The organism is Sphingomonas sp. Ant20 (assembly GCF_000783375.1).
GTDB classification, from domain to species: Bacteria; Pseudomonadota; Alphaproteobacteria; order Sphingomonadales; family Sphingomonadaceae; genus Sphingomonas; species Sphingomonas aerolata.
Window position 1 is genome coordinate 1 of sequence record NZ_JRVI01000067.1, and the last position, 13986, is coordinate 13986.

Annotated in this window: 13 protein-coding genes and 2 pseudogenes; 12 read left to right on the forward strand and 3 right to left on the reverse strand. The window is 66.5% G+C overall.

From position 1 onward, the window contains the following. The 3 genes and pseudogenes from NI18_RS27990 to NI18_RS28000 form a co-directional block, all read right to left on the reverse strand. Positions 1-1453 (reverse strand): alpha/beta fold hydrolase (locus NI18_RS27990; RefSeq protein WP_347574845.1); only part of this gene is annotated, 1453 nt, incomplete at its 3' end. 3 nt (positions 1454-1456) lie between these two features. After that, positions 1457-1549: pseudogene (locus NI18_RS27995) on the reverse strand (hypothetical protein); the annotation flags it as partial. After that, the gene (locus NI18_RS28000; RefSeq protein ID WP_347574844.1) at positions 1519-2100 is read right to left on the reverse strand and encodes an NAD(P)/FAD-dependent oxidoreductase; all 582 of its coding nucleotides are present in this window, start codon (positions 2098-2100) and stop codon (positions 1519-1521) included. The gene NI18_RS28000 and the pseudogene NI18_RS27995, both read right to left, overlap by 31 nt. A 64-nt stretch (positions 2101-2164) precedes the next feature. On the opposite strand from NI18_RS28000, the gene NI18_RS10875 reads away from it, so the two are divergent. The 12 genes and pseudogenes from NI18_RS10875 to NI18_RS10920 all read left to right on the forward strand — a co-directional run. Then, positions 2165-2800: a TetR/AcrR family transcriptional regulator gene (locus tag NI18_RS10875; protein ID WP_037529919.1), complete on the forward strand. Its 636-nt coding sequence runs from the start codon at positions 2165-2167 to the stop codon at positions 2798-2800. A 175-nt stretch (positions 2801-2975) separates the two neighbouring features. Beyond that, positions 2976-3257, forward strand: a complete 282-nt coding sequence (locus tag NI18_RS10880; RefSeq protein WP_031439951.1) for a hypothetical protein — start codon at positions 2976-2978, stop codon at positions 3255-3257. Between the two features lie 111 nt (positions 3258-3368). Continuing rightward, entirely contained in the window at positions 3369-4238 is an 870-nt protein-coding gene (locus NI18_RS10885) for a PHB depolymerase family esterase (RefSeq protein WP_037529920.1), read from the forward strand. 223 nt (positions 4239-4461) lie between these two features. Continuing rightward, positions 4462-4881, forward strand: coding sequence for a hypothetical protein (locus NI18_RS10890; RefSeq protein WP_031439949.1), 420 nt, complete (start codon positions 4462-4464; stop codon positions 4879-4881). Positions 4882-5223: 342 nt separating this feature from the next. Next, the gene (locus NI18_RS22325; RefSeq protein WP_128082190.1) at positions 5224-5850 is read left to right on the forward strand and encodes an energy transducer TonB; all 627 of its coding nucleotides are present in this window, start codon (positions 5224-5226) and stop codon (positions 5848-5850) included. A 466-nt stretch (positions 5851-6316) separates the two neighbouring features. Next, positions 6317-9502, forward strand: a complete 3186-nt coding sequence (locus NI18_RS22330) for a M10 family metallopeptidase C-terminal domain-containing protein (RefSeq protein ID WP_306286373.1) — start codon at positions 6317-6319, stop codon at positions 9500-9502. A 24-nt stretch (positions 9503-9526) separates the two neighbouring features. Continuing rightward, complete coding sequence (gene pelG, locus NI18_RS10905) at positions 9527-10585, forward strand: exopolysaccharide Pel transporter PelG (protein ID WP_052149143.1); 1059 nt, start codon at positions 9527-9529, stop codon at positions 10583-10585. Beyond that, positions 10567-10923, forward strand: coding sequence for an exopolysaccharide Pel transporter PelG (gene pelG / locus NI18_RS22335; protein WP_157840521.1), 357 nt, complete (start codon positions 10567-10569; stop codon positions 10921-10923). Before pelG (NI18_RS10905) ends, pelG (NI18_RS22335) begins: the two co-directional genes overlap by 19 nt. Then, positions 10920-11816, forward strand: a complete 897-nt coding sequence (locus NI18_RS10910; RefSeq protein ID WP_306286374.1) for an endo alpha-1,4 polygalactosaminidase — start codon at positions 10920-10922, stop codon at positions 11814-11816. Before pelG (NI18_RS22335) ends, NI18_RS10910 begins: the two co-directional genes overlap by 4 nt. Continuing rightward, on the forward strand, positions 11813-13276 hold the full coding sequence (locus NI18_RS10915; RefSeq protein ID WP_052149146.1) for a hypothetical protein: 1464 nt from the start codon (positions 11813-11815) through the stop codon (positions 13274-13276). Before NI18_RS10910 ends, NI18_RS10915 begins: the two co-directional genes overlap by 4 nt. Further along, entirely contained in the window at positions 13276-13533 is a 258-nt protein-coding gene (locus NI18_RS22340; protein ID WP_128082192.1) for a tetratricopeptide repeat protein, read from the forward strand. Before NI18_RS10915 ends, NI18_RS22340 begins: the two co-directional genes overlap by 1 nt. Continuing rightward, positions 13530-13986, forward strand: a pseudogene (locus tag NI18_RS10920) (hypothetical protein); the annotation flags it as partial. The gene NI18_RS22340 and the pseudogene NI18_RS10920, both read left to right, overlap by 4 nt.

Genomic DNA, 13986 nt, shown 5'->3' on the forward strand with positions numbered 1-13986 from the left:
GCGGGGTGCGGGCCGAGGCGTCCCAGGCCACCGCCTTGCGCGCGGCGGGAGAGACGATCGCGAGCGCCGCGAACGCGCTCGGCGCGCTGTCCTGCGGCTGGGTGAGCGGCGCGATCAGCGCCAAGCCACCGACCGCTTCCGGGTGGTCGATCGCCAGCGCGAGCGCCACCGCGCCGCCAAGCGAATGGCCGACAACCAGCGGCTTCTCGAGCTCCAGCGCCGCGATGAAGCGCGCGATCTGGGCGGCTTGCGCGCGGATATTCGCCGTTTCCCCGGGCGCCGAATAGCCGGAGCCGGGCCGGTCGATCAGGATCACGCGGTACTCGGTCGCGAGGCGGTCGAGCAGCGCATAGCTGAAGTTGCGCATCTGCCCGGCAAGGCCATGGATCATCACGATTGTCGGTCCGGTGCCGCGGTCGAGATAGTGCATCCGGCGGCCATCGACGTCGATGAAGGCGCCGTCGGCGGGTATCATTCGCTCGGTCCGCCGCTGGCTCAACTTCGCGAACAGCGCCAGACCGCCGACTGCTGCGATCGCCGCCGCGGCCGTCACCGCGCCGATCGAAACGGCGGAGCGCGATGTTTCGACTGGCACCGGAGTGGCGGCACCGCGCACCTTGTCGAACCGCATCGTTCCGTCCTCCAGTTTGCCGAATTTGAGCGCGGCAAGATCCAGCGCATAGTTCTGGTGCACCTTCCACGGCGCCTTGGACCCCTGATGTGGCAGGATGGCGTTGGCGCGCTGGACATAGCCCGAGGTGAAGCCGAGCATCGGCTCGGGTGTCACCGACGGATCGTCGTGCGTGGGCGTGCACCTATCATAGCCGTTCGCGTCCATGTGGCGCAGCAGGCGGCAGGCGTAGCGGGCCGACAGATCGCATTTCAGCGTCCAGGATGCATTGGTATAGCCGAAGGCGAGCGCCAGGTTCGGCACGTCGCTCACCATCATACCCTTGTAGATCAGCCGGTCGGCGGGGTTCACGACCTGCCCGTCGACGACGAGCTCGACGCCGCCCAGCAGGCGCAGGACGAGGCCCGTGGCGGTGACGACGATGTCGGCGCGCAGTTCGCGGCCCGATCGCAGCGCGATGCCGGTCGGTGTGAAGCGGGCGACGTGATCGGTCACGATCTCCGCCTTGCCGCCGCGCATCGCCTCGAACAGGTCGGCATCGGGGACGAGGCAGATACGCTGGTCCCACGGATCGTAGCGCGGTTCGAAATCGCGCTCGACCTCGTAATTCTCGGGCAACTGCGCGCGGACGCCCTTCAGGATCAGCGCCTTCATGTGATCGGGGCGCTTGCGCGCATAGGCGTAGGTGGCGATGCCGAGTCCGACGCTCTTCCATTTGGTCGCGCTGTCGGCAATGCTTTTGGGCAGCACCCGGTGCGTCCACCGCGCAAAGCCGTCCTGTGACGGGCGCGAGACGATATAGGTCGGCGAGCGCTGCAGCATCGTGACGTGCGCGGCCTTTTCGGCGAGCGACGGCACCAGCGTCACCGCGGTCGCACCGCTGCCGATCACCACCACGCGCTTGCCGGTCCAATCGAGGTCGGCGGGCCAGTGCTGCGGATGGACGAGCTGCCCCGCGTAGTCCTCGACACCCTCGAAGGGCGGCGTGAAGCCGGCGCATAATCATAATAGCCGCTGCCCATGTACAGGAACCGGCAGACGATCCGCTCCGACGCGGCACCATCCCGCTTGATCTCGACCGTCCAGCGCGCATCGGCGGACGACCAGGCGGCGCGAACGACAAGACGGCCGAAGCGGATATGTGCATCGATCCCGAATTCACGCGCCGTGGCGGCGATATAGTCGCGAATCGCGTCGCCGCCGGCGATCGCCTGGTCGCTCGGCCAGGGGCGGAAGGGGAAGCCGAGCGTATACATGTCCGAATCCGAGCGGATGCCGGGATAGCGGAACAGGTCCCAGGTGCCGCCGATCGCATCGCGCGCCTCGAGGATCGCGTAGCTCTTGCCCGGGCATTCGGTCTGGAAGCGATAGCCCGCGTCGATCCCCGACAGACCCGCACCGACGATCACGATGTCGAGCTCTTCCGCGGTGCCCGAGCCGGAGGGGATGGACGCAGTCTCAATTGCCATGCCGGAGTGCTCCGATAGAAGGATGCGACAGCAATCGCCGTTATCTGGAAACAGGAGTTATCACTTGAAATCAGGGGCGGCAAGCCAGGACGGACGGCGCTATGGCGGTGCATCGGCGAGCGAGCGCCGCGTCGAGCGGCGCAGCCGGCTGATCCGCGCCGCGATCGCGCTCTATGGCGAGCAGGGCTATCGTCATACGACGGTGACCGCGGTCTGCCGCGCGGCCGGGCTGACCCCGCGCTACTTCTACGAAGCCTTCGCCAATAGCGACGCGCTGCTTCTCGCGACGTTCGGCGAGGTCACGCAGTTCGTGACGCAGCGGGTCGCCGCGGCCGCCGATGCGGCGGGAGGCACGCCGGGGGATCGGCTGATCGCGCTGCTGACCGCATATTACGATCTGCTGCGCGACGAGCCGGCCAGCGCGCGCGTCTTCCTGTCGGAATTGTCCGGCATCGACCCGCAGGTCGACGAACTGTTCGAACGCTCGATGGCCAGCTTCGCCGACCTGATCGCCGGCACGCTGGTGCCGACCCACGTTCCCGGCTCGATCGAGCCGCTGTGCCGTGCCGGCGCCATGCACGGGCTGCTCGCGGTGGCGCGCGACTGGGTAGCGCGGGGTTGCGACGAACCCGTGGCGCGGGTCGTGCGCACGGTCGAGCCACTCTGCCGGATGCTGGTCAGCTGCGGGGGTGATGATTAGCGGCGCGATGTCACCGGAACGCCCGAGTTCAGGAGCCCCCTGCCCTTCTCCACTTCCCACATTCCGCCGCGGCGGTCGTGACGACGACGTCATCGCTGCAACACACTCGATCTGCGCCGTTTCCGAACGCCAAGCGCTTCGCTACACACCGCGGCACGGCGGACGGAGATACCCAGTGAACGATGAATTTGCCGAAGCCGTGGCCGGCGCACTGGCCGCACAGGGCTTCGTGCTGGAAAACCTGTATGCCTTGCTGCTCGCCAGCGACGCTGATCCGGTCAGGGCCTGTCAGGCTACGGCGCATCGCATGTTGGAGGATTTCGGCAGCCTTCAGGCAACCGGGGTACAGGTCATGTCCGACGACGAGGTCAACCGTATCAAGCGACACGCGCTCGATCGGCTCGAGCGGTTCTGGAACGGCGTGGAGCGCCGCCTCGCCAACCTGCCGCAATCCTAGCGCTGGGGTTTCGATCCACCGACGACGCAGGAGGTGATGCGCGTCGGGCACGCGTCCCTTGCTATTACAGGGACTTTTCAGCGCGAACGGCTGATGTCGGAGATTGGACACATGGTGGTTTTTCGTCTGCTTATTACCTTCGGCCTCTGCTTCATTGCGGGTGTCGCGCGCGCCGAGTGCCGTCCTGGCAGCATCGAGGCCCTGCCTGAACGCGCGATGCTTCACCTTCCCGCGGCGGGCATGACCGGGCCCGTACCGCTCGTGATCCTGCTCCACGGCAGCACCGGCACGGGGGCGGAGATGCTGCGCGACAGCCACCTCGCCGAGACGGCGGATCGCCACGGCTTCATCGTCGCAGCGCCCAATGGTGGTATCGCCGCGGATCGCGGCTTTGTCTGGAACATCCCCGGCGTCCCGACCGTCACGGGCAGCATCCCCGCACGCGATGCACGCGACGATGTCCGGTATCTGTCGGGGCTGATCGACCGGCTTGTCGCAACCGGTTGCGTCGACGGCGCGCGGGTGTACGCGACCGGCTTGTCGGGTGGTGGACGGATGACGTCCTGGCTGGGCTGCGTCGCCGCACGACGTTTCGCCGCGATCGCGCCGGTGGTCGGACTGCGTGCCGGACGCTCCCTCGCATCCGATGTGTCACGCGCCGATCCCGCGACGTGTCGCTCGACAGCGCCGCTGCCCCTCCTCGCCTTCGCCGGCGATGCCGACACCACCAACCCCATCACCGGCGGCGGCGCGCCCTATTGGCAATATTCACAGGCCGCCGCGCTGCAACGCTGGGCCGTGCTGAACGGCTGCTCGGATCCCTATGCCCGCAACCTCGGCGCGACGGTTTACGAACAGGGCTATGCCCGCTGTCAGCACGGCACGAGCGTCGCGGCGCGTGTGACGCGCGGCGGGCAGCATAGCTGGTCGGTCGTCGACAATGAGGCAATGTGGGCGTTCTTCTCCCGCCACCGGCGCTAAGTCAAAAGTCGGCAGCTGCCAGAACGTCTCGGCAATTCCCGGTTCGGTTGCCAGATCAGATACTTCGCCATCCCAACTCTATTTCGATGGTTGATTGCCAGGTTAATTTGCCAGTTGTTTTGTATTTAATTACCTGACGCATATTACTACCAAGCTGACTCGATGTATTGTCCGCGGTATGAAATAAGGATAAACTGATGACATAAGATAATGGGAGGATGAAATGCGGGGGCTTTTTCTTGGCATGATCGCATCCGTTCTCGCATCGGCAACCGGAGCCCAGGGACAACAATTTCCTTCGGCACAGGGGGTCGGGGCGAACGACAGCGGTACGGGGGAATTCAACCGTCAGCAAAATTTCCGGGATTTCGCAGTCAGCGTTACCGACGCCAATCGATTGACGATGCGGCCGGTCCCGGCCGGACCCAAGGACATCATTCAGGGGCTGGAAGTTCATGACGCAAAGGGACTCCTCGTCGGCAAGATCGAGGCCGTCGGTAAAGGCTTTGCAGTGGTGTCGAGTGCGATCGGGAGCGTGGAGGTGGACTTTCCGTCCTTTGCAAAGAACAAGGACGGGCTCTTGATCAATATGCCCAAGAGCAAGCTCGACGTCATGATGGCGCACGGTCATCCGGCTCCATGACGTGCCGTTGGGCCTAAACGCCAATAGCGGGGCGTCTGTAGCCGCCGGTCTCGGGTCGCACAGAGCCATGTCTTCCGCCGCTACGGGACGCCGCACCATGCCGCCCGCGCCTGACGGGCACCCCTTTGAATGCGATCGGTTCGTCCGGCGGAGCCCCGGGCTCGCGGCAGGGTCAGATGATTATGCTTCAGCTGCCAGAACCCTGATCGCCATTGGGTGCGATGCCGGGAAGAATATCACCTGCGGGCATCGGGTCTGGTGGGCGACCCTACCCGCGAGACGAGCGTCACCAGCCTGGGGTTCCAGCTACCAAGAAGCACTATCCGCAACGGGGAGAGGCGAATGTTCTGGCTGGTAATGCTCGTTCTCGGGGGACAGGGCACGCTGACGCCCGTGATCGTCCGCAACGCGAGTGAGATGCTCACGTCCGACGATTACGTCTCGCGCGCAGTCGGTACGGGCAAGAGCGGCTACACGGTGGTCGAGATCCTGATCGATCCGACTGGAAAACCTCAGACGTGCGGCGTTGTCTCGACCAGCGGATCCAAGGATCTGGACCTGAAGGCGTGTGCCGCCGGGGTGCTGCGGGGTAAATATGCGCCGGCTACGGACGAGACCGGGTCGCCCATGTACGGTGTCTACCGAATGCGGGTTCGGTGGCACATGGAGCTCTTCTTCGATGCTTCTACCCCTACACCCAAGGTGCCGGCAGACATCGTGCTGGAAGTGGCGAAGCTGCCGGCGGGGCAGAAGTCCGTTGCTGTCACCCTGGCCTATCTGGTCGGGGAAGACGGCGCGATCCGACGCTGTTCGGTTATAACGTCGAGCGGCTCTGCGCCATTCGATACCGGCGCGTGTTCGTCGATGATAAAGCATTATCGCTACGCGCCGGCCAAGGACAAGGCCAACAAGGCGTGGCCAGTCATTCGCATGCAGCGAATTGAATTCACCTCGACTAAACTGGGTTAACGACCCGATAGGCGCACCTGATCAATGTTCGTTACCATTGACACCGCTTTGCCATTCTTCCGGTTCGCCCGCATTACCGCTCCGCCCTGGCGACCGGGCATACCACCAGTAATCGCGTACCATGGTGATACAAGTTCGGCGTTAACCATTCATCTGTGTTGTTCGAAATACCGACGGTCTTCGCTAGTTGACGCTCGAGCTTGATGACGAGCAGCCTGGCGCTCGCATGAAGCCCGAGACCGAAGCGGGGACAAAGAATGGCGAACGCAACTCCGGTGACCGTTGATGGCACGCTGAACGACTGGACCGCAGGCGACCGGATCGACCGTGGCCTCGGTGCCGGCTATGCTATCTATGCCCGCAGCGACGGCGCGGATTTTGCCTTTGCGATGACCGCGCGACCGCGATCGGCGCAAACACCACCGCGTGGCTCAACACCGATCGCAACACGGCCACCGGCTATCAGGTGTTCGGGTTCGCAGGCGGTGCCGAATTCAACGTCAATTTCGCCGCCGACGGCACGGTCTCGCTGTATAGCGGTGCGGCGGGGCAGACGCTGATCGCCAGCGGCCTGCAGGCGGCGTGGTCGGCGGATCGCACCACCGTCGAATTCAAGGTCCCCAAGGCTGCGATCGGCAATCCGAACGCGATCGACACGATCTACGACGTCAACGACACCGCGTTCCTGCCCGGCAGCTATTCGAACCCCGCGTTCACCGTGTTCAATGACACCGGCGTCGTCGCCGATCCCTCCCACCGCATCGCGATCGTGTGGTCCGATACGACCGCCAACGCCTATTTCAGCAAGACCGCGTATTCGCAGCTGTTCATGGCGGCACAGAGCCAGGCGATGCAGGCGGGCGTGCCGTTCGACATCCTGACCGAGGGCGATCTCACCAACCTGGCGACGCTCGCGAAATACGACACGATCGTCTTCCCGTCGTTCCGCAACGTCGAGGCGGGCAAGGCCGACCAGATCGCGCAGACGCTGGAACAGGCGACCACGCAATTCGGCATCGGCCTGGTCGCGGCGGGCGAGTTCATGACCAACGGCGCGGACAATGCCGCGCTGGCCGGTGACTCCTATTCGCGGATGAAGCTCTTGTTCGACGCGACGCGCGTGACCGGCGGCTTCCCTGCAGACGTGACCGTGAAGGCGAGCGATGCATCACAGCTGGTGCTCGACGGCTATGCCGACGGGCAGGTCATTCGGGAATATACCGGCATCGGCTGGAACGCGTTCGCCAGCGTCAGCGGAACCGGCACGACGATCGCGACCGAGACGGTCAACGGCCAGACCTATGCGGCGGCGATCGCGACGCAGACCGGCGGGCGCAACGTGCTGTTCTCGAGCGAAGCGGTGATGGCCGACGACAATCTGCTCCAGAAGGCGATCGATTATTCGGTCCATGGCAACGGGCTGTCCGTCGGATTGCAGATGACGCGGCAGAGCGGCCTGTTCGCGTCGCGCGTCGACATGGACCAGAGCCAGGAGCGCGACGAGGTCAATCCGGCGGGGACCGCGCCCGGCATTTATGACAAGCTGCTGCCGATTCTCACCGAATGGAAGACCGACTATAATTTCGTCGGCAGCTATTACGTCAATGTCGGCAACGATGCGGCGAACGGTCAGTCGACCGACTGGGCGGTCTCGCTGCCCGTTTACAAGGCACTGCTCGATGCCGGCAACGAGGTCGGCTCGCACAGCTACACGCATCCCGAGAACACCAATCTGCTGACCGATGCGCAGATCGCGTTCGAGTTCGGCCAGTCGCGTGCCGAGCTGGAAAAGCAGCTGAGCGCGTATCTCGGCAAGACCGTGACGGTCGGCGGTGCCGCGGTGCCGGGTGCGCCTGAGCAGATCGCGACGAGCCAGGAAATCCTGAAATACGTGACCTATCTCAGCGGCGGCTATTCGGGCGTCGGTGCGGGTTATCCCAACGCGGTCGGGTACATGACGCCGCAGAACGCCACGGACGACAAGGTTTATATCGCGCCGAACACGTCGTTCGACTTCTCGCTGATCGAGTTCCAGAAGAAGACCGTTGCCGAAGCCACCGCCATCTGGGCCAAGGAATTCGCCGCGCTGACCGCCGGTGGCGATGCGCCGGTCGTGGTATGGCCGTGGCATGATTACGGCCCGACCATGTGGTCGAGCGACGGCGCGACCAGCCCGTACACCAAGCAGATGTTCACCACCTTCATCGCGCAGGCCGCGGCGGCGGGGGTGGAGTTCGTGACGCTTGCCGATCTGGCAGGCCGGGTCAGCGCGTTCCAGAATGCGACGATCACCTCGACCGTCGTCGGCAACACGATCACGGCGACGGTCGGCGCGACGACGGGCAGCTTCTCGCTCGACGTCGACGGCCAGAGCAGCGGCCAAGTGATCAAGGGTGTCGCCAACTGGTACGCCTATGACGCGGACACCGTGTTCCTGCCCAAGGCGGGCGGGACCTATGCGATCACGATGGGCGCGGTGGCGGACGACGTGACCCACATCACCGCGCTGCCGATGCGCGCGACGCTGACGACACTGAGCGGCGACGGACGCGACCTGGCGTTCACGGTCGAGGGCGAGGGCAAGGTCACCGTCGATCTGAAGGCGCCCGGTACCGACTGGACGACGGTGAGCGGCGGGACGATCGCGAGCCAGATCGGCGAGATCCTGACCATCGACCTCGGCGCGATCGGCGTTCACGATGTGAAGATCGGTCATCAGGCCAATGTCGATCCGGTGCTGACGTCGTTCGCGGGCGGCACGACGGGATCGCTGTCGATCGCTGAGAACGGCACGGCACTGACGGCGATCACCGCGACCGACGCGAACAGCGTCTGGGGCGATTCGATCAAATATTCGATCGGTGCGGGCGGCGACGGCGCGAATTTCTTGATCGACGCGACGACGGGTGTGCTCAAGTTCGTCACCGGCCCTGATTTCGAGGCGCCCACCGATGCCAATCGCGACAATATATACGGCGTGACGGTGGTCGCGACCGACGCACGCGGCGCGATCGATACGCAGACGCTGACGATCGGCGTGACGGACGTGGTCGGCATCACGAAGACCGGGACGATTTTCTCCGAGACGATCAACGGCACCGGCGAGCAGGACGTGCTCGACGGCAGCTGGGGCAATGACGTGCTCAACGGGCTTGGCGGCAACGACCGGCTCATTGGCGGGCTCGGCAACGACACGCTCAACGGCGGCGCGGGCAACGACACGCTGATCGGCGGCAATGGCAGGGATATCCTGAGCGGCGGCGACGGCAACGACATCCTGATCGGTGGCGACGACTTGGACATGATGACCGGCGGTGCCGGCGCGGACATCTTCCGGTTCGAGGCCAGGGGCGACAGCCTCGCATCGGCGTCGCGTGACGTGATCACCGACTTCACCGTCGGGCAGGACAAGATCGACCTGTCGATGATCGACGCCAACACGTCGCTGTTCGCGCGCGGCGATCAGGCGTTCAGCTTCATCGGCACGAGCGCGCGCTTCACCGCGCCGGGGCAGTTGCGCTACAGCTACCAGATGATCGGCGGGAAGGAATTCACCGTGGTCGAGGGCAATATCGACAGCGGTGCGGGCGCCGATTTTTCGATCGCGCTGGCCGGTCAACATGTGCTGACCGCGAACGATTTCTTCATGTAAGCTGCGCCATAGGCCGGCGAAGTTATGGCGGGCATAGGCTTCCAGTTAGCGAAAACCGCGCGCGAGGGCGGTGTCGGCGGGATCGTCGGCGCTGCTGCATTCGGTGCGGTGATCAGCGCGGGACCGTGGTTGATCACCGCGGTCGCGATGGCGTTGCTCACCCACTGGTTGGGCACGCATCTCGCCGCACGCGGCGCGCGGACCGTCCAGACGATCCTCGTCTATGCGTTCAGCCTGTCGGCGCTCGCCGCGGCGCCGGTCGGCATTCTCGCGACACGGATGGCCGCAGATCGGATCTTCGCGCGGGACGCAAGCGGCGTATCGGGCATCATGCTGGTCGCGCTCGCGGCCGGCGGCGGGATCGCGCTGGCGATCGGGGCGATCGTGTTCGGGATCCTTGCCGGACTTCCAATTGGCGAGGCCGCGCTTGCGACGCTGATCCTTGCCTGGCTGACGCAGGTCTGGATCGCCGCGCCCCTGCTTACCGCGCTGCGCCGGTACCGAGCGATACCCCTCGCCTATCTGCTCGGCATCGGCGTCGCGATGCTGCTCTTGGCGCTACTGCCAAGGCCCGACGTCTCCACCGTTCTCGCGGTCATTGCCGGGGGCGTCGGCTTGACGCTCGCCGCGATCATGGCGGTGATCCGCCGACATTTCTCCGCATCGCCCGTCCTGCCGACGCGGGACGCGATGGCGCCACGCCTCGCACTTATCGTTGCCGCGGCGGGCATTGCCGGAGTCGCGGCGATCTGGGTCGACAAATGGCTCCTGTGGACGGGGCCGCAGAGCATTCGCGCGATCGGACTGCTCCGCCTGAACCCGATCAACGATCAGGGCAGTTTTCTGGGGCTGCTGACGATGGTGCCGGGCCTGACGCTGTTGCTGATCGTCGCCGAGACGCGGTTCGATCGCGCATTCGGCGACATGATCGTCCGGTGTACCGGCACCTCGACGCTGCAGCGTATCGAGGAGGCGCGCAGCGACCTCGCGCGGACAATGTTCGACGGGCTGCGGATCATGCTGCTGGTACAGGCGCTCGTCGCGGCGCTCGCTGGGTGTTCGCGGTGCCGCTGTTCGAGCTGATCGGCGCGGACGCACGCGCGGTCTTCGCGTTTCGCCAGACCGCGCTCGGCACCGTCTTCCACCTCGTGGTGATCGCGGCCACGGTCGTGCTCGCCTATTATGACCTGTTCGGGCGGATCCTCGTGACCTGGACCGCTTTCGCGATTGGCAGCGGACTTGCGACACTTCTCCAATGGGACACGGGGTTCGCCGCGTTCGGCTGGGGCTATATGGCCGGCGCCGTCGTCGGGGCGTCAGTCGGCCTCGCGCTGGTCGCTGAAGCCACGGTCAACCTCACCTATCTGCTGTTCGTCGGCAACAATCCCTCCGTCGTGGGGCATGGAGGACGTCTGTTGTGACGGGATTTACGGATATGCGCCGCCGCGGGGTAGTCCAGAGGCTGCTCGCGCTCGGCGCGGCCGGCTGGGCATTGGGCGGCCGCCACCAGTCGGACGCTGCGCCCGGACCGTCCGCGAACGCTGCGGTGCGCTGGGGCGTCGATTACGGTGCCGCGACTGATCCCGTGCTGGCACGCGGCTGCGCGCTGCTGGTCCTCGAGCCGCATCATGCGCGGCCGATCGCGCCGCTTCGCGGTCCGGGCAGCACGCTGCTCGGCTATGTCAGCTTCGGGGAAGTCGAACGCAACCGACCCTATTTCGCCGGGCTGGACAAGGCCGGCGCGCTCAAGGCCGCCAACCCCAACTGGCCCGACGCGCGGCTCGCCGACCTGCGTCATCCGGCGTGGCGGGCAGCGGTGGTCGACCGGCTCGTCCCCGCGATCCTCGCGCTCGGCTATGACGGAATCTTCATCGATACGATGGATAATGCCGAGGCGATGGAACAGCAGGATCCGGTGGCCAACAAGGGCATGGTAGCGGCAGGCGTATCGCTGATCGCCGCCGTGCGCGCCCGCTTCCCCAAGATCCGCATCATGCTCAACCGCGGCTATGCGCTGCTGCCCGACGTCGCGCCGAAGATCGACTATCTGCTCGGCGAGGCGATGGCGTCGCGGTGGAATTTTGCGGCCAAACACTATGAGTTGCTGAGCGATTCGGACTGGGCCTGGCAAGCGGGTCGCCTGCGCACCGCACAGGCGCGGAACCCGGCGCTGGCGCTGATGACGCTGGATTACTGGGATCCGGCGGATACGAAACAGGTCGCGGCGCTGTATGCGCGAGAGCGTGCGGCGGGGTTCAGCCCCTATGTCGCGACCCTGGCGCTCGACCAGCTCATGCCGGAGCCGGCGGGGTGAGGATCGACCGCGACCGCGCACGGCTTGCGCTCCTGCTGCCCGCGCTGACCGGGATCGGTCTGCTCGCGGGCGGGTTGATGCTGTTGCCGAAGGAGCGTGAAATCCTCCCCGCCGTTCGTCGGGCGCAGCCGGTGCCGTTTTCGACTGCGCGCAGTTCGATGCCCGCGCCAGCATCACCGGTGCTGCCGCCTGCGCATCCGTCGATCACGGCGCAGATCGCGACCGCGGACGCAGCGACGCTCGCCGCGCTCACGACGCGGCTGATCGCAGAGGGCCAGCCGGTGTCCACGCTGCAGGTCGCCTATGATCTGGTCGCTGCGAAGCGACCGGCGGTTGCGCTCGATTATCTGGCGGCCCGGCCCGATGGTGCGACCGCAGCAACGTGGCGCCTCCGCATCGATCTTCTTCACCGGACCGGACGCGCCGCGAACGCTGCCGCGCTGGTCGCGCGGGCGGTGGAGAAGCGAGGCGCCCTGCCCGCTGCGGATATCGTCGCGGCGGCCTATGCGATCGATCGGCCCGACTTGGTGATCGTGGCCGCGGCGAACCACGTCATCCCGCCGCCCGATACCGCGCTGGCGCTCGATCTCGCGCGTCGTGCCGACAAGGCCGGACGGCGCGACCTTATCGCGCTGCTTGACACCGCGACGACCGCGAACTGGCGCGCCGCGGACCCATGGCTCGCCATCCGGGTGGCTGCGCGTTCGAAAGACACCGCCGCAGGCTTGCGGGCAGCCGGCTATCTTCCGGTCGAGCAGCGTCAGGCGGCACGCGAGGCAATCCTGACCGAGGCCGGCGACCGCGCCGGGCTGCGCAGCGAATTGCTGGCGCATGCGGCCGGATCCGGTGCGCCGCTCGAGCAGATTGCGGAACGCCTAGTCGCGGCCGGGTATCGCGGGGATGCGACGGCGGTGCTGCGGCGTGCGGCGGCCGGGCTGGCACCGACTGCGCCGGCAGCGCAGCGCCTGCTGTACCTAATGGGTCCGCGCCCCGGATCCGACGATCTCGCCTGGCTGAAACAGCAGAGCGTGCAAGGCAGCGCGACCCGGCAGCGCAGCTGGCTGGCCTGCTATGCCGAACGCGATCAACCGGGCGCTGCGCTGGCGTTCCTGTCCCGGCATCCGCTCGCGGACGAGACCGACGTGATGCTGATCCGACTGTCGCTGGCGCGCACGGCGGGCAACGACGCCGCCGGTCGGACGGTGCTGACCGCGTTGCTCGACGGCCGCGCGCTATCCCCCGATCAGGTCCGCGCCGTGTCCGCTGCGCGCCCGCGCGGATCGATCCGGCACAGGCGGCGGCGATCACGAAACGCCGCGTCGCTGGCGGGATCGCCGGGCCGCGTGATCAGCTCGACCTCGCCTGGGTGGCGTGGAACGCGGGCGATGCGAAGGCCGCGGTACAATGGCTCGACGCGCATCTCGCGACCACCCCGACCGATCTGTCCGCGCTGCGCTTGATGGCCGACGTGCAGGCGCGGATCGGTGGGGCGCGTGGGGCACGCCCCTGGCTCGAACGCGCGCTCGCCCAGACGCCTGCCGACAGCAGGGCGCGCGCGGAAGTGCTCGAGAAGCTCGGTCGGCGGGACGAGGCGGTAAGATTGGTCGAGACGCTGCGATCCGAAACGCCGCAGGACCGATCGCTTGCCGCGCTGCACGCCCGGCTGCTGATCACGCAGGGCCAGCCGGGCCGGGCGCGGACGGTGCTGGTGCAATGATCAGCCTGTTTCTCTGCCTCGCGGATGCGCCGGTGCTGGTCGTACCCCGGACCGTTTTCGCGGATGGCCGGATCGTCACGTCCGAGTCCCGGCTCGCTTGGCCCGACGACGCCGTCGTCCGGATCGAGGATCGTGACGGCGAACTGGTCGCGCGGTTCGATCGACCGATCGCGCCCGCACGGCTTGCCGCGTTCCGTGAGGCGGCGGGCGACGCTATCGGCGATCTGCGCTGGAACGACGACAGCCTGGTCCTCCGTCCCGCGGCGGGCTGGACGATGCGCTGGCGGCAGACGGGCCCAGTCGTCGCGCTCGCCTTCTCTCCGCCCGCGGACGGCGCGCTGCTCGAGGCTACCGACGACAGCGCATCCGACGCCGCACTGGCCGCAATCGAGGCGGACGTGGCCGCCGGCTATCCGGGATCGGCCCTGCGCGCGGCGACGACGCCTTGCACAG